Annotated in this window: 14 protein-coding genes and 1 pseudogene; 5 read left to right on the forward strand and 10 right to left on the reverse strand. The window is 34.3% G+C overall.

Annotation, left to right across the window (positions count from 1 at the left end; translation table 11 throughout):
- The first annotated feature begins 1 nt into the window (after position 1).
- Positions 2-1,309, forward strand: coding sequence for a TolC family protein (locus EQG68_RS09710; protein ID WP_129464693.1), 1,308 nt, complete (start codon positions 2-4; stop codon positions 1,307-1,309).
- 89 nt (positions 1,310-1,398) lie between these two features.
- Entirely contained in the window at positions 1,399-1,884 is a 486-nt protein-coding gene (locus tag EQG68_RS09715) for a DUF1761 domain-containing protein (RefSeq protein WP_129464694.1), read from the forward strand.
- Here EQG68_RS09715 and EQG68_RS09720 read toward each other — a convergent pair.
- Positions 1,881-2,156: pseudogene (locus tag EQG68_RS09720) on the reverse strand (4a-hydroxytetrahydrobiopterin dehydratase). The gene EQG68_RS09715 and the pseudogene EQG68_RS09720 sit on opposite strands and share 4 nt — an antisense overlap.
- 85 nt (positions 2,157-2,241) lie before the next feature.
- Here EQG68_RS09720 and EQG68_RS09725 point away from each other — a divergent pair.
- On the forward strand, positions 2,242-3,390 hold the full coding sequence (locus tag EQG68_RS09725) for a peptidogalycan biosysnthesis protein (protein WP_129464695.1): 1,149 nt from the start codon (positions 2,242-2,244) through the stop codon (positions 3,388-3,390).
- Here the strand turns inward: EQG68_RS09725 and EQG68_RS09730 are convergent.
- Both EQG68_RS09730 and abc-f read right to left on the reverse strand, forming a co-directional pair.
- On the reverse strand, positions 3,383-3,769 hold the full coding sequence (locus EQG68_RS09730) for a DUF4345 domain-containing protein (protein WP_129464696.1): 387 nt from the start codon (positions 3,767-3,769) through the stop codon (positions 3,383-3,385). The two genes, EQG68_RS09725 and EQG68_RS09730, sit on opposite strands and share 8 nt — an antisense overlap.
- A gap of 1 nt (position 3,770) precedes the next feature.
- Positions 3,771-5,684, reverse strand: coding sequence for a ribosomal protection-like ABC-F family protein (abc-f, locus tag EQG68_RS09735; protein ID WP_129464697.1), 1,914 nt, complete (start codon positions 5,682-5,684; stop codon positions 3,771-3,773).
- 66 nt (positions 5,685-5,750) lie between these two features.
- On the opposite strand from abc-f, the gene EQG68_RS09740 reads away from it, so the two are divergent.
- The gene (locus EQG68_RS09740; RefSeq protein WP_129464698.1) at positions 5,751-6,140 is read left to right on the forward strand and encodes a DUF983 domain-containing protein; all 390 of its coding nucleotides are present in this window, start codon (positions 5,751-5,753) and stop codon (positions 6,138-6,140) included.
- Here EQG68_RS09740 and EQG68_RS09745 read toward each other — a convergent pair.
- From EQG68_RS09745 to topA, 7 genes are all read right to left on the reverse strand, one after another.
- Positions 6,137-7,189: an NAD(P)/FAD-dependent oxidoreductase gene (locus EQG68_RS09745; protein WP_129464699.1), complete on the reverse strand. Its 1,053-nt coding sequence runs from the start codon at positions 7,187-7,189 to the stop codon at positions 6,137-6,139. The two genes, EQG68_RS09740 and EQG68_RS09745, sit on opposite strands and share 4 nt — an antisense overlap.
- Before the next feature lie 61 nt (positions 7,190-7,250).
- Complete coding sequence (porN, locus tag EQG68_RS09750; RefSeq protein WP_129464700.1) at positions 7,251-8,165, reverse strand: type IX secretion system ring subunit PorN/GldN; 915 nt, start codon at positions 8,163-8,165, stop codon at positions 7,251-7,253.
- Positions 8,166-8,212: 47 nt separating this feature from the next.
- A complete protein-coding gene (porM, locus tag EQG68_RS09755) occupies positions 8,213-9,760 on the reverse strand; it encodes a type IX secretion system motor protein PorM/GldM (protein WP_129464701.1) in 1,548 nt (515 codons plus the stop codon).
- 46 nt (positions 9,761-9,806) lie between these two features.
- Entirely contained in the window at positions 9,807-10,451 is a 645-nt protein-coding gene (porL, locus tag EQG68_RS09760; RefSeq protein WP_129464702.1) for a type IX secretion system motor protein PorL/GldL, read from the reverse strand.
- A 64-nt stretch (positions 10,452-10,515) separates the two neighbouring features.
- A complete protein-coding gene (porK, locus tag EQG68_RS09765) occupies positions 10,516-11,916 on the reverse strand; it encodes a T9SS ring complex lipoprotein PorK/GldK (protein ID WP_129464703.1) in 1,401 nt (466 codons plus the stop codon).
- 205 nt (positions 11,917-12,121) lie between these two features.
- Positions 12,122-13,270, reverse strand: a complete 1,149-nt coding sequence (locus EQG68_RS09770; RefSeq protein WP_129464704.1) for a formimidoylglutamase — start codon at positions 13,268-13,270, stop codon at positions 12,122-12,124.
- A 3-nt stretch (positions 13,271-13,273) separates the two neighbouring features.
- Complete coding sequence (gene topA, locus EQG68_RS09775; RefSeq protein WP_129464705.1) at positions 13,274-15,790, reverse strand: type I DNA topoisomerase; 2,517 nt, start codon at positions 15,788-15,790, stop codon at positions 13,274-13,276.
- 177 nt (positions 15,791-15,967) lie between these two features.
- On the opposite strand from topA, the gene miaB reads away from it, so the two are divergent.
- The gene (gene miaB / locus EQG68_RS09780; protein ID WP_129464706.1) at positions 15,968-17,416 is read left to right on the forward strand and encodes a tRNA (N6-isopentenyl adenosine(37)-C2)-methylthiotransferase MiaB; all 1,449 of its coding nucleotides are present in this window, start codon (positions 15,968-15,970) and stop codon (positions 17,414-17,416) included.
- The last annotated feature ends 21 nt before the right edge of the window (positions 17,417-17,437 follow it).

Raw genomic sequence — 17,437 nt, forward strand, 5'->3', positions numbered from 1 at the left:
TATGAAAAAACTATTTCTATTCTACCTTTTACCCTTCATTGGAATCCCGCTTTGGAGCCAAAATCAACCAATTCTGACACTGGAAGAAGCGGTTGCTCTAACTTTGGAAAACAATTTTGATATTCGGATAGCCAAAAATGATTTAAAAATTGATGAGGAAAATGTGACGATTGGAAATGCCGGCATGTTACCTCGTATCAATGGAACCGTCACAAATAATAACACTATTTTAAATCAAACGCAAACACAAGCCAGTGGTAATGAAATTGAAATAGACGGTGCCCGCAACATCAACATCAATTATGGCGTTGGCGTAGAGTGGACTATTTTTGATGGCTTTCGAATGTTTGCTCGTCACAATCAATTAAAAGAATTGCAAAATTTAGGAGCTACTGAGTTAAAACTTTCGGTGTTGAGTCGAGTGAGTGCCGTTTATCAAACGTATTTTACATTAGCTACTCAACAACAGCAACTTAAAATGATAGACAGTATCATTTCTGTATCTGAATTTAGGTTAAAAACGGCCAAAAATCGTTTTACCATCGGAAAGGCCTCCAAATTAGAAGTGTTAAATGCCGAAGTAGATTTGAATGCTGATCAATCAACAAAAATTCAATTGTTGGAACAATACGGTGTTTCAAAAGTAATGCTAAACGAACTGTTGGTTCGCCCGTTAGATACTGATTTTAAAGTAGCAGACGTTATTTCGATAGACAATACTTTGATATTGCCGGAACTTCTTTCTTCCGCAGAAAAGCAAAATCCTCAACTACAACTACAATACATCAACAAAAAAATTCAGGAATATGAATTGAAACAAGTAAAAGCGAATCGTTATCCAATTATAAGTCTTTCCGGAGGTTACAACTTAATACGTTCGCAATCTCCTTTTGGCTTCGTCACAGAATCAACCGGGCGAAATTTCAATTATGGTTTTACCGCTTCGTTGAATCTATTTGATGGATTCAATCAAAACCGAAATGAAAAAGTAGCTAAAATTCAATTAGAAAACACACAGTTACAAATTGAAAGACAAACTCAATTGATTCAATCACAAGTTGCTTCACTCTATCAGTCCTACTTATCAAATCTTTCATTATTAGAATTGGAAAAGAAAAACGAAGCTATTGCTAAACAAAATATGGAAATTACCTTAGAGAAGTTCAAAATCGGTTCGGTTGCACCCATTGAATTTAGAACTGCTCAGGAAAATTATGGCAATGCGGTGATCCGATTAACCACAGCAGAATTACTTACTAAACAAAGTGAAATCAGCTTGAAAGAATTGGCAGGAAGTTTAACTTTTTGATACTTATTATTAGAATATTTTATCATTTCCGTAACAAGTTAATTAATAAAGTTCTATTTTTGAATTACTAATCAATAACTTATTAAGACATGGAAATGAATTTTTACGCAATTTTGGTTGCAGCACTATCCACCCTATTGGTTGGATTTGTCTGGTACGGTCCGCTATTTGGAAAAGCTTGGATGAAAGAAAACGGATTCACCGAAGAAGATTTGAAACAAGGTAGCATGGTGAAAATTTTTGGATTGACCTTTGTGTTTTCTATTTTTTTAGCCATGATCATGCAAATTTTATGTATTCACCAATTTGGTGCTCTGGGAATGATAGGAGGTCCGGACTTTATTGAAACTGCAGAACCTTCCTATGCTGCTTTTATGGATGACTATGGCGATAAATTTCGCACATTTAAACATGGTGCATTGCATGGATTCATGTCAGGATTATTTTTAGCTTTACCATTAGTGGGCATAAACGGTCTTTTTGAGCGAAAATCATGGAAATATATTTTTATCCATAGCGGATATTGGATTGTGGTTATGACCATAATGGGAGCTATCGTTTGTGGTTGGGTTTAAATCCTATCAATACTAGTTGCTAATTTTATATCTTTTTCAGTAACTCCGTTACTATCGTGCGTAGTTAAACGTAAAGAGACTTTATTGTAAACATTTGTGATTTCCGGATGGTGATTTTGCTTTTCGGCCAATATTCCTATTTATACAATAAATGACAAAGCCTCCGAAAAATTTTTGAATTGAAATTGTTTATGAATCGAATTGTGATTAAATGTCCATTCATTTAACTGTTCAAGTTGGACTTGAATTGTTTCTTTCGTATATGTTTTCATTTTTTTTATTTATATAAAGTTAAAAAACATTATAATTCTTTTTCAAACTTTAACTTTATGCCTTAAATTAATTGACTCACTGTATTTGGAATCATCCCATTCATTCAAAATAGTTCGCTCTACAAATCATTTACCAAGTGATTGGAATGTATTAGCTACTTCAAACATCTTTCTGTCGAAAGAATATTTAGCTGTTTTAGAGCAATCTAAACCAACCAATATGGATTGTTTTTTTATCGCTTTGTATAAAAAAAACCAACTCATTGGGATTGCTTTGGCTCAATTTCTGGATTTGAATAAATTGGAGTCCTTTGGAGAAAGGGATAAATGTATTAAAACAGCGGTAAGAAATTTTATATTTAAAAACTTTTGCTCACATGTTTTGTTTATTGGCAACAACATGCTCACGGGTCAAAATGCATTTTTATTTACTGAAGAAATCGAAATTTCAAAAGGTATTGAATTATTACACTTGGCAGCTTCAGAAATAAAAGCAACCTTAAAACAAGAAGGTAAAAAAGTACATTTGACCAGTTATAAAGATTTTGATAAAGAAGTAGTCAAAGCATTTCCTAATAAAGAATTCGCCTCATTCTATCAATTTTCTACTCAACCCAATATGGTGTTTACTGTTTCGAAAGATTGGCATTCTTTTGATGATTATGTAGCCGCACTATCCAAAAAATACCGTGACCAATACAAACGTTGTCGGAAAAAAGCAGAAGGCATTGAAAAGCGAAAAATGAGTTTTGAGGAAATCGTTTCCTTGGAACACACCATTTACGACTTATACCATCATGTAGCTCAAAATGCACCGTTTAATACTTTCTTTTTGGCTAAGAATCATTTTGCTGTCATGAAATCAGCATTGAAAGATCAGTTTTTGTTTTATGGCTATTTTGAAAATGGAAAACTGATTGGTTTTAACACTTTGATAAAAAATGGCAATCAGATGGACACCTATTTTTTAGGCTATGATGAAACAATTCAACGCGAAAAAATGCTGTATTTGAATATGTTGTATGATATGATTGCGTATTCTATTAATAAAGGTTTTGCTGCTATCATTTTTGCCCGAACGGCATTGGAAATCAAGAGTTCTGTAGGAGCAAAGCCGGAACAAATGGTGGGTTATATTCAACATTCAAATGGATTGATTAACCGAAAAATGGAACAACTATTTTGTTATTTAGAACCAAAAACGGAATGGAAGGAACGAAATCCGTTTAAGTAGAATGGTTGTATTTAACATATTGATAGAATGCAAAAAGACCTAAAACTGCTTCTCCAAAAAAGCCAAAGAAAAACAAATCCGAAGCCTTACCGTCAAAAAATAAACTTACGATTCGACCAATTGCTATGCCGGACATGAATATTCCGTTAGAGAGTGTACTGGCTTTCCAAAAATTTGAATTAAAAATACCGACTATCCAAAATAAGCTAAAAGCAATATACAAGCCCATAATTGCCCGAAAAACACTTTTTAAATCTGTAGAATGAACTTCAAAATCTAACAAAACAGGCAAGGTTTTATCAGGAAATAATCCGTAAAAAAGTGCAGCTGGAAAAACAACCAGTACCGAAATAATCAAATGTAAGTTTTTACGAATCATTCTATTGCATTGAGTCAATCTCTATTTGAACAGCTTCCCAATCTTCTAATAAATTATCTAATTCTTGTTTTTTCTTATTGTAGGCTACAAAGAAATTAGCATCTTCGATGTGTTTGTCATAGTTGGAAGCCAAAGCTTTGTCGTCGTTTTGTATATCGATTTCGAGCTGCTTGATTTGACTTTCGATTTTGCTTAAACGGTTTTGAAGTGATTTTGCTTTCTTTTGGTCTTCATAGGAAACTGATTTTGATTCTTTGTTTGCATTGGTATTGACTACCACCTCTTTTTTCTCTATTTCACGCATGTTCATGGCATTGCGTTGTTCTAAAAAGAAATTGATATCTCCTAAATATTCACGGATTTTTTGGTCTTTAAATTCATAGACTACATTGGCCATTCCTTGCAAAAAATCACGGTCGTGAGACACCAAAAGCAATGTACCTTCGTATTTTTGAAGAGCCGCTTTTAAAACATTTTTAGACTTAATATCGAGGTGATTGGTGGGCTCATCCATGAGTAAAACATTGATAGGTTGTAGCAACAACTTACACAATGCTAATCGGTTTCGTTCACCACCGGAAAGTACTTTTACTTTTTTTTCAACGTCATCACCACTAAACAAAAAGGAGCCTAACATGTCACGTACTTTGGAACGATTTGTGTCGGTGGCTGCATTTATCATTGTTTCGAGTAGTGTTATTTCTCCATCAAGGTATTCCGCTTGATTTTGGGCGAAATAACCGAGTTGTACATTGTGACCGAGTTTAATAGTACCATCGAATTTGAATTCGTTCACAATCGCTTTAATAAAGGTTGATTTTCCTTGTCCGTTTTGCCCCACGAAAGCAATTTTACTTCCTCGTTCAACTAAAAGTGAAATATCTTTTAAGATGGTTTTATCGCCATACGCTTTGGTTACATTTTCAGCTTCGATGACCACACGCCCGGGTGTTTGTGAAACCGGAAATGAAATATTCATGACGGAATTATCATCTTCATCCACTTCTATCCGTTCTACTTTATCGAGTTTTTTAATTAATGATTGAGCCATCGAAGCTTTGGAAGCTTTGGCTCTAAACTTCTCGATTAATTTTTCGGTTTCTTCAATTTTTTTGGCTTGGTTTTTTTGGGTAGCCAATTGCTTTTCTCGAATTTCTTCTCTTAAGACTAAATATTGTGAATACGGTTTATTAAAGTCGTAGGCCTTTCCAAGAGAAATTTCAATGGTTCGGTTGGTGACATTATCCAAAAACATTTTATCATGTGAAACAATTACAACTACACCCGGAAAATTACGTAAAAACCCTTCTAACCAAATGATACTTTCGATATCGAGGTGGTTGGTTGGTTCATCAAGTAGCAAAATATCATTGGATTGTAATAATAATTTGGCTAATTCAATCCGCATTCGCCATCCGCCGGAAAAAGTTTCGGTTTGGTTGTTGAAATCTTCTCTTTTAAATCCTAAACCTAAAAGAATTTTTTCTGTATCACCCACGTAATTATAGCCTCCTAAAACTTCATAGTGATGATTTACATCGCTTAATTCATCGATTAGTTCTGAATAAGTCTGACTTTCATAATCCGTTCTGGTGGCTAATTGGTGATTGATTTCGTCAATTCTTTTTTCGGTTTTTTTGATTTCTTCAAAGGCTTGATAGGCTTCTTCCAAAACAGTTCTTCCCTGCTCAAAATCGATGTCTTGACGAAGAAAACCCATTTTAACTTCTTTTTCAGTAGCAATACTACCTGAATCAGGTTTGAAATCACCAGCCAGAATTTTAAGCATGGTAGATTTACCGGCTCCATTTTTTCCAACCAATCCCACTCTATCACCGGCTCCTAAACGGAAAGTGACTTCTTCAAATAAAAATGTTCCTCCAAAGGAAACCGACAAATTGTGTATGTTCAGCATAATTTTGTGACTAATGTTACATTGGTTAATCTATGAAAAAGATACCTTTGTATAAAATTTTTGCAAATGTTAAAAAAAGGATCCAAACTCAATAGCATTTTAACAGGAAGTTGTCCTAAATGCCAAGAAGAAAGCATGTATGTGGAAAAAAACCCATACAAATTGGGTAAAATATTTGAAATGCATGACACTTGTAGTCATTGTGGTACCCGCTACAAAATGGAACCTTCTTTTTTTTATGGAGCTATGTATGTAAGTTATGCTTTGAGCATTGCATTTGCTGTGGCGGCATTTATCATTTCAAATGTTTTTATTGGATTAGGTTTAATTCATTCCTTTATTGCTATTGTGGCGACTTTAATTTTTACTTTTCCCATTATTTTACGATTATCCAGAAACATTTGGATTAATATGTTTGTTCATTTTGATAAAAATTGGAAAGAACACAAGCATTAATCCCAATTAATTTTTTTAAAACGTTTGATATCAATTTCTTTTTCTAAAGGAATTTTATGTTCAATATGTTCAAACAATACTTTAGCCATTGCTGGTGCAAGCATGACTCCTCTGGTTCCCAGTCCATTTAAAACATGAAGATTCTTGTATTTAGGATGTGTTCCCACCATGGGACGTCGGTCTTTAACCGTAGGTCTGACACCTGCCAAATGTTCAATTATTTCAAAATCTATAGTGAGCATTGATTTCAAATTGGTGATTAATTCTTGTTTCCCTTGTTCCGTAGGAGTTGCTGATTTATCTTCCCAATTATAAGTAGCACCTACTTTAAATAAGTCGTTTCCTAATGGTAAAATAAATACAGAAGATTTAATGATAACATCTAAATCTAAGCTTGGTGCTTTGATAATTAGCAATTCACCTTTCGTACCATCCAGTGGTAATTGAGAGAAAAAAGGATTGTCATGTACACCAAATCCTTCGGCAAATATTACATTTTTGTATTCATTCCCTTTGTAGATTATCGAATCACTTTGAATTATTAATTGATCATACTCAAAAGTCTCAGCATTGAACAAGTTATTTTTTATCAAATACTTTTGGTATTCTTTTAATAAAGAAGCTGTATCCACATAACCGGATTGCATAACTTTACCAAAACCAAAAGGAGAATGAATACCATTGTAACGATTATAATTGATTTTTGTAGCTAAAAAAGGAGCAAGATTTGGTTTATCCGAAGCTACAAACCAATTATTTTGTTCTTCAACGGAATAAAACTTTCTAAAGATTGGTATTTTATAATCAAACTTATTCTTTAGTTTAACCTCCAAATTTGCATAAAAATGATTAACCAAATCAATTTGCTCCTGCGATTTCCACACCTCACTGAAACGCTTTAATATTACCGGATTGTAAAGACCACCTGCGATGGAAGATGAATTCTGCGAATGATTATCAAAAACCGCAATCGATTTGTGATTTTGAAGGGCGTTTTCGGTAAAGGCTATTCCGGCTAAACCGGAACCAACAATTAAATAGTCAATCATAGTACAAAAATAAAAAACTCTTACCGTGAAGTAAGAGTTTTTTGTTATTAATTTATATGGATTAATAATTCCACATATCTTGTTCAAAGTTTCTGATTTTCTCTTTCACTCTTTCAGATTCTAAAAGTTGGTTAAGAGCATTATCTTTCATGTATTCCTGAATTTGCCTATCACCGTACACGTTTTCTTCTTTATAAATTACACCACTAAAGCGACGTGAATTTAACAAATGGTCAAAAGTAATCGGCATAGCTGAGTTCTTGTCATTGAATGCTGTCCATTCATGCAAAACATCTCTTGTGGATGGAAAATAAACCCAAAATAATTCAATTACATCAGGATTTTCAGCACCAATTTCACGAGCTTCAGGAGAAACCGGACAAATTCCTAAAAGACGATATTTCATCTCACCTTGACGCTTGTCAAAATACCAATAACCTTTAATTTTGTATCCAGAAACGTCATATGATGTTAACTCACGTTTATCGATAAACTGTGGATCTAATACTTTTCTGCCGGACTTATAATCGTCATAGTAGTTATTGATTTCATCTCTTCCTGCATTTGTTGTATCAATATAGGTAAAAGAAGAAGACATGTCTTTTAATGATTTTTTTGAGTTAAAATAATCATCATAGTAAACTTCTGTTATTCTACCATTTTTTATTTCTTTTAATAACACATCAAACAAAGATCTTCTGTCTTTACCAATATTAGCGGTATCTACCGGGAAATACAATGGAAAATTAATTCTTTCATCTAAATCGATGATTTCCCATACCATCTTACCCATCAATACGTCTCTGTCATGAACGTAACCATATTGAAGAGGTTTATCATTGTCCGCCTCCATTTGAGCGGCAGTCTTTTTCCCAATTTCATCAGGCGTTTTCGCATTCAACAGATTTGACTGTGCATGCCCTATTTGTGCAACAAATAAGATTGACAAACATGCTATTACTGTATTTAACTTCATCTTTATTCTTTTGTAGGTTATAGTAAGATAACGATTGGTTTCTTAAATTATTGTATTTCGTAAATTACAGGAGAAGTTCTTCCTGTAACAATATTGGTTCCAGGAATTACAGTTTTAATATCTGAGATAGTAACAACATCACCACGACTAGCTCTTGCTAAAGCCGCTTTACACTGAGCATTCACTCTATCACCATTTACAATTACTGCTGCTTGACCAGGTACTTTAAAAGTAAACTGAGTAACTTTAAATTGAAGATCGTACAAGAAATCAGGTAATTCTGCTGTAATTTGAGATGCTTCAAGTCGAGATTTACTTCCCTTCAAAGTTCCCATCTCTTTACCTATAGCACCAAATGGTGCAGGTACGTTTTTAATTCTAAATAATTTTTTATCTGATACGGTTGTTCCGTCTGGCAACTTACCTGTAACACTTATTGTCACTTCTGTCCCTTGACCTGGATTCATATTGTATTGACCTGGTTTAGAACCTTTGCTTAAACCTGGAGCAGTTGGAATAACTAAATTATCAGGTACTCCGGCAAATGAAATAGTCATTGGATTAGCAACACCTCTATAAACCACATTCATTTTGTCTGCAGAAATTGTAGCTGAATTTGGTTTAGGAATAACAGAATATGAAGATTCTACTGGAATATCAAAAGATTTACCATCAAAATCAGTAAAAGTCATTTTTCCTGATATTTTTTGTTCTCCAACATTTCCGGCTCCGAATTCTAAAATGGTTTGTCCTTCTTGCATAGCTGATGCAGGAATTTCTCTTCCATTAACAACTACTGAATTTGCTTTTAAAGTTTTATCCTTTTTACCTAAGATGATTTTACCTTTAAACATTTCACCAGCAAAAAATGCAGTTTTGTCTGGAACAACAATTGCTTCAAAATTTGTTAAAGACGCTTCAACTTTTAGTTTTTCTGCAACCATAGAATTCAAAACATCTGTTTGTGCTTTTCTAATATCTGACTGTAATGCTGAAAGTTTAGTCATTGAAGCTACCATTGGATAACCTTTGTAGTGATAATCCATCCAGTCAACTTTGATACCATCTCTGTTAACTACAGGCTCTGTGCTAAATGATTTATTAACAGATTCAATAACACCTTTATATTTTGGATCACTTCCCAAAATTTTTGCTATGCCAGATCTATAACCATTAATCTTGTCATAAAAAGCTTGACCCTCAGGTTTTAACTTATCACCAATAAAGAATTTCTCATCCAAAAAATCTGCTTTGTCTTGAACTTCATAATCTTTAGGGTCTTCAACAGTTGCCATCATTTCTGATTTTAACTTTTCAATATAAGCGTAAAAATCATTCGATAATTTTTCAACCTCTTTTGCTTTAGATACCAATGGACCATACTTTTCAGGTTGCGATTCCATTTGTTTCTCCATTGCTTTAATATCATTATCAATACGCCCTTTAGCATCTTCATTTGACAACGCTAATTTTTCAGTCATTAATCCGAACGCTGATAATACTTCTTTTGACATGTTAAGTGCCAACATCGCGATGAAAACCAAGTACATCAGGTTAATCATCTTCTGTCTAGGGGTTAATTTTCCTCCTGCCATTTCTAATTAGTTTTTTTAAAATTGTTTGTTAAATTGATAAAACTAATTATCCTCTATTTCCCATTGCAGACAACATTCCACCATAAACGTTGTTTAAGGAAGCAATATTCGCCGTCATTGCTTGCATTTGCTCTTTTAATTTAGCGGCATTATCAGCAATTTCTTTGTTAGCTTCTGCATTTCTGGATGCACTTTCTAATTGTACTTTGTATAAACTGTTTAAAGATTCCATTTGAGCAGCTGCCATTGATAATTCTTCGCTGTATTTCTTTTGGCCTGCAATTGAATCAACTGTTGGAGCAATACCTTTTGCTGCTGATTCAAAGTTTTTGATGCTGTTCCCTAAGCTCGTCATTAACTCACCATCAACTTTAGCTTCTTTTAACATTGCATCTAATTTTTGAGACAATAAACCTTGCGCATCTTTAGCTTCTTCTTTTTTACCTTTTTCTTTGGCTTCACCTCCAGCTAGTTCTGGATAAACTAAAGACCAATCTAATTCGTGATCAACTGGTTCGAATGCTGATAATGCGAAAATGATAGCTTCAGTAACAAGACCAATGGTTAACATCACGTTTCCTGTTAAAAATCCGATCTCAAAGTGAATAATTTTGAATAATGCTCCTACGATTACAACCGCAGCTCCCATTCCATAAGCAAAGTTCATTGTTTTTTTACTTAAAAGTGCCATAATAAAAAATTTTAGTTAGTTAAGTTAATTAATATAAAGTTGGTTTAAATTTTAATTTGTTGGTTTATTTTGCTTTTCCGGTTTTTCTGTTTCCGGTTGATTGAGTTCCCATGTAATCCTGAACAGTTCTAAATCCAATGTAGCTTCTTGCAGAATCTGCATATTCATAGTCTCTAGTACTTACTTGCAGGAAGTAGGCTACATCTTTCCATGAACCACCGCGAATTACTTTGCGTTTGTTTTTCAAATCACCTACCGTTGGGTTCATTGTAGAAACATATTCATAAGCCGCCGCATCATAAGATGAATCTGTCCATTCCGAAACATTACCGGCCATGTTGTACAAGTTGTAATTGTTTGGCTCATAAGATTTTGCTTCAACCGTGTAAAGAGCCTCATCCGCTGCATAATCCCCACGATTTGGTTTGAAGTTTGCTAAATAACAACCTCTGTCATTTTTAGCATATAAACTTCCCCATGGGTATGTTGCTGATTCAAGACCACCTCTTGCTGCATATTCCCACTCAGCTTCAGTTGGTAAACGGAACGTATTAATAAATTCCTGTTTCTTTTTCTTTCTGTACGTATTTTTGTTTAATGTTCTCCAAGCACAAAAAGCTTTTGCTTGTTTCCAAGAAACACCTACTACAGGATAATCACTGTAGGCTTGGTGCCAAAAATAGTCATTGTGCATTGGCTCATTGTATGAATAAGCAAAATCTTTAATCCAAGACGTTGTATCCGGATATACTTTCACTTTTTCTTTTTTAATAAAGTCAGATCTTTTTCCTGTTTTAGCTTTTGCAGCCGCTTGAATATCCATCCAAGTATAGCTGAATTCTAATTTATTCACATCAATTGTTCTCAAACCATTGTATGATTCAGCAGCTGGCAAATACATTGAATCCATTACTTCAACATAATATTCGTCCGGGTATTTAGAAGTTTCTTTGATAAGTTTTACTTTTCTATTCAATTTTCTTCCTGCAAACATATCATCCTCTGTTCCTACGCTATAGTAATTTTCATACATATATTTATCATACGGTGTCATTTTTTCAGGATCAGCATCAGCAAAAGCATAGTCACCAATACTGGCTCCTCCTTTTTTACCGCCTCCACCAGTTGACGTTTGACCCATTTCATCAGCTAAAATCGCTAACTTCATGTAAATAGTTGAATCTTTAACCCACTCCACAAACTGACGGTATTCACTATTAGTGATTTCCGTTTCATCCATATAAAATGAACGTACAGTTACCGTTTTAGTTGGTGCATCATGCACATTAGCTAAATCATCATCTGATTTACCCATAATAAATGCTCCGCCAGGAATCAATGTCATACCATAAGGCTTCTCAGGATGCCATTTCTTACCTTTAACTCCTACAAGCTCTCCTTTGTCGCTTGAACCACAGCTAACCAGTGTTACTAAAATCGTTGAAAACGCGATGAACTTCTTCATATAAATTTGGGTTATCATGTACTCGAATTTTTAAGGCCGTAAACCTATTTATAATTTTTTAAAAATGCAATTATTTATTGTAAAATTTATTTTCTGTGTCAAAACTAAAAATAATCTTCAAATCTTAAAAGAAAAACATCGATAAAATACATATTTTGTCGATGAAATACATCTTTTTGTTGTTTTTGTAAGATTTTATCTTTAATTATATAAGATTCTTTCGTTGTGCTTTCCACCATCTTTCCGGGATTTCTTGATCGCAAGCTCGCAAATAATCTTCATGTGTACAGGGCAATAACGTATTTTTTTTTAATTTATTATTAACATTTGAAATAAATGGTATTTCTATCCACCATCTTTCTGTTTTTGGGCTTTTAAAAAATATCAATTCAATATCATCTACCGGAACAATATATTTTAAAAACAAATTCTGATTTAAATTAGGATATTCCAACGACCTGAAATTATATCCCTCTAAAAAATACCAAATGATTTGAGCAATTAAAACGCTTTCATTAGCTAAATTATTATGATTGAAAATACCAAATGAAGAAACTTTATCACTTAGTCCGGCATACCGTGATAAAGCACAAATATCTTTACCATTAAAACCATTTGGTGTAAAAGTAACAAAATTTCCTGAATCTGCTGATTTTATGGATGTTAAATCTACGGAAACGATATCGGAATCTCTAAAAACGGGTTCAGCCAAGGAAAGATTAGAACTTACTTCTCCCAAACGATAGGCATCAAAATACAATTTTTCAATTAAATCTATCTCTTCTTGCGAATTATAATAAGTTTGAAAACCTAAATTACTATAATTAAAAAGATTTGTTGGCTCATTAATAATTATTTTAGACAGATAGGAATCTGCTGTATTTTTGGATTCATCTTTTCCAAAATCAAATCTATTGTCTAAAGTAACTAAATTAACCATTTGATCTAAACTGTCGTAACTGCGGTACATGGCATAAGTCAAATCTTGAGAGCCACCCAGTGCGATTGGAACAATTTGCTTCTTAATTAATTCAGCAACAATCTTGGCTACAGCATAATAGGTATCTTCTTGCGTATTGCCTTGTGGAATATCCCCTAAATCAGCAATAGTAGCATGCCAATTGCCCGGATATAGAGCATAAAATTCATTGCGGATAAATTTTAGATTAACTTCTTGACCTGAATTACCTCCACGATTATCTAAAACACCAATAATTGCAATTTTAATTTTGTTTAAATCGGGAAAATCATCTTGAGTATGAAAAACCGTTTTTTTTCCAATTGTTTGAGAATTCAAATTTTTAACAAAGTCTAATACCGAAACGTCAACAGGTTCTAAAAAATCAAATGCCATAAATTATTTCTTTTTAACTGTTGCTTTTTTTGCGGCTGTTTTCTTAGCAGGTGCTTTTTTTGCGGTTGTTTTTTTTGCGGGAGCTTTTTTTTCAATCAATTCCTGCACTTGAGTGAGGGTTAATTTTTCAGCATCAATGTCTTTGCTCAATTCAATTTTAATTTTTCCTTTGGTAATTATCGAACGTCCCCATCTTGCTTTTTCAACCTTAATCCCTTCTGCCTTCCAATCGTGAATGACTTTATCAATCTCTTTTTGTTGTTTGTCTTCAATCAATTCATTCAAATCAGCTTGTGATAATTTATCAAAATTGTATTTTTTACTCACATTGATAAACATACCATTCCACTTAATAAAAGGTCCAAATCGACCAACTCCTTTTTGAATTGGAAAACCTTCATATTCACCAATTGGAGCATCGGCCTGGTTTTTTTCATCAATAAGTTCTTTTGCTCTTTCCATAGTTACATCCAATGGATCTTCCCCTTTTGGAAGGGAAACAAAAGTTTTTCCAAAACGAACATAAGGTCCGAATCGACCATTGTTCACTTCTACTTCTTCACCTTTATATGTACCTAAATTTTTTGGCAATAAAAACAAGTTTAAAGCTTCTTCCAAGGTAATTGTACCAATATTCTGATCTGTACCTAAACTGGCAAATTGTTTATTCTCATCATCAATGTCACCAATTTGTGCCATAGGGCCAAACTTCCCTAATCGAACCGAAACCGGTTTTCCTGATTTTGGGTCTATTCCTAAAATACGTTCTCCACTTTCTCTATCGGCATTTTCTTCTACATTTTTTACAATCGGATGAAAATGATTGTAGAAATCACGCATCATTTTTGTCCAATCTTCGTTTCCTTCGGCAATTTCATCAAAATCTTGTTCCACTTTAGCGGTGAAATTATAATCTAAGATGGTTGAAAAATTCTTCACCAGAAAGTCATTTACAATTATACCAATGTCGGTTGGCACCAATTTTCCTTTGTCAGAACCGGCATTTTCAGTTAACACCACTGATTTAATATCACTTCCTTTTAAGGTTAATTGATTGTATTTTCTTTCTTGTCCTTCAAAACTTCCTTTTTCAACATAATTTCTGTTAATGATAGTTGAAATTGTCGGTGCGTATGTTGAAGGTCTTCCAATTCCTAACTCTTCTAATTTCTTAACTAAAGAAGCTTCTGTATATCGACTTGCCGGTCTTGAAAAACGTTCAGTTGCAGTAATATAATTGTTAACCAAACGTTCGTTGACGTTCATGGCCGGTAACATTCCTTCTTGTTCTTCATCATCGTCATCATTTCCTTCTAAATAAACTTTTAGAAAACCCTCAAATTTGATCACTTCTCCGGTTGCAGCAAAATGTTCATTATGATTGTCGGCTTCAATTTTCACATTAGTTCGCTCTAATTCCGCATCACTCATTTGCGAAGCCAATGTTCTTTTCCAAATCAAATCATATAAACGGGCTTGATCTCTCTCTATATTTAAGGTGTGTTTCGACATATCTGTTGGACGAATCGCCTCGTGTGCCTCTTGTGCTCCTTTGGCTTTGCTGGTAAAATTTCTTGGTTTACTGAATTCTTTGCCATACGAACGTGTAATTTCAGCTTGAGCGGCAGCCATCGCTTCTTGTGAAAGATTAACGCTATCTGTTCTCATGTAAGTAATATATCCGGCTTCATACAAACGCTGTGCAATTTGCATGGTAATTCCAACCGGAAGATATAATTTTCGAGCCGCTTCTTGTTGCAATGTAGATGTTGTAAACGGTGCAGCCGGAGATTTTTTGGTTGGCTTCGTTTCTAAATCTGACACCTTATATATAGAACCTATATTTTTTTGAAGAAAATCTTCTGCTTCTTTTTTAGTTGAAAAATTCTTAGGAAGTTTAGCTTTGAATGTTTTTCCGGCTTCGTTCGCAAATTCAGCGGTTACAGAATAGGTAGCTTGAGCTTTAAATTCCTGAATTTCTCTCTCTCTTTCTACAATCAATCGCACTGAAACCGATTGTACACGTCCGGCAGACAAACCTCCTTTTACTTTTTTCCACAAAACGGGGGATAATTCATACCCTACCAATCGGTCTAAAACTCTGCGGGCTTGTTGTGCATTTACTAAATTATAGTCAATTCCGCGTGGATTTTCAATTGCTTTTTGAATGGCGGACTTGGTGATTTCATGAAAAACAATTCGTTTGGTTTTTTTTGAGTCTAATTTTAATTCTTCCGCCAAATGCCAAGAAATGGCTTCTCCCTCTCGGTCTTCATCACTTGCCAACCAAACCATTTCGGCATTTTTAGCTAACGTTTTGAGTTTGCTCACCAAAGCTTTTTTATCTGCAGAAACTTCATATTTAGGTTTAAAATCATGTTCTACATCAACCCCGATTTCTTTAGATGGAAGGTCAGCAATATGCCCATAACTGGACTCTACCTGATAATCACTTCCAAGAAATTTTTCGATGGTTTTTGCTTTTGCCGGTGACTCAACGATAACTAAATTCTTTGCCATGTGCGTATTTGTTTGGCAACAAAAGTATGGTTTTTTTTTAATTATTGATTTTTGGAAAATAAAAACCGTTGGCAAATCTGTTTTTTGAGGTAATATTTTGTTAAACAACATCTGCCATCTTGTCATATTTTCAATTTTAGTATTATCTTTGCAGACTGATTTCAGATAAAATCGATTATGGAGAAGATTATAGAAGAAAACAAGCAAGGAACCAGCTTGGTTTTAGAACAAAAAGAAGGAAACACCAAAAAGCTTTTTATAGAAAGTTATGGCTGTCAGATGAATTTTTCGGATAGTGAAATCGTAGCTTCCATTTTGCATGAACAAGGTTATAACACCACCCAAAATTTGGAGGAAGCCGATTTGGTTTTGGTCAACACGTGTTCCATTCGTGACAAAGCCGAGCAAACGGTTCGCAAACGTTTGGAAAAATACAATGCCGTCAAAAAAATCAATCCAACCATGAAAGTGGGTGTTTTGGGTTGTATGGCGGAGCGTTTGAAAAGCCAGTTTTTGGAAGAAGAAAAAATTGTAGATATGGTCGTAGGACCCGATGCCTACAAAGACATTCCAAATCTATTGAAAGAAGTGGAAGAAGGCAGAGATGCCATCAACGTGATTTTATCCAAAGAGGAAACGTATGGCGATATTTCTCCGGTTCGATTGAACAGTAATGGCGTGAATGCGTTTGTTTCCATCACCCGTGGTTGCGACAATATGTGTACATTTTGCGTGGTCCCGTTCACACGTGGTCGCGAAAGAAGTAGAGAGCCGCAAAGTATCTTAGAAGAAATCAAAGATTTGTACGAAAGAGGTTTTAAAGAAGTAACGCTTTTAGGTCAAAATGTTGACAGTTACTTATGGTATGGCGGCGGTTTGAAAAAAGATTTTGACAAAACGACTGAAATGCAAAAAGCCACTGCTGTTGATTTTGCTCAGTTGTTGGAAATGTGTGCGGTGCAGTTTCCGAAAATGCGTTTCCGTTTTTCTACTTCCAATCCGCAAGATATGCATGTGGAAGTGATTGAAATTATGGCAAAGTACCATAACATTTGCAACTACATTCATTTACCGGTGCAAAGTGGAAGCACAAGAATTTTGAAAGAAATGAACCGTCAGCACACCCGTGAAGAATACATGGCCTTAGTGGATAAAATATATGAAATCATTCCGGATATTTCGCTTTCACAGGATATGATTTCTGGTTTCCCTACTGAAACTGAAAAAGATCATCAAGATACGTTAAGCTTAATGGAATATGTGAAATATGATTTTGGATTTATGTTTGCCTATTCGGAACGACCCGGAACTTTAGCCGCCCGAAAAATGGAAGATGACGTGCCGGAAGAAGTGAAAAAAAGACGTTTAAACGAAATCATCGATTTACAACAAAAATTAGGTTTAGAAAGAACCAAACGATTTGTTGGACAAGAAGTGGAAGTGTTGATTGAAAAAGAATCGAAACGTTCCAACGAACATTGGAGCGGAAGAAACTCCCAAAATACGGTGGTGGTTTTTCCAAAAGAAAACTATAAAGTAGGTGATTTTGTAATGGTAAAAATAAACGATTGTACCGCTGCCACTTTGATTGGAGAAGCAGTTGGTTATTCTGAGATGATGAATTAAATAGCCACAGATTAAAAGATT

The sequence above is a fragment of the Flavobacterium piscinae genome, assembly GCF_004122145.1.
Taxonomy (GTDB): Bacteria; Bacteroidota; Bacteroidia; order Flavobacteriales; family Flavobacteriaceae; genus Flavobacterium; species Flavobacterium piscinae.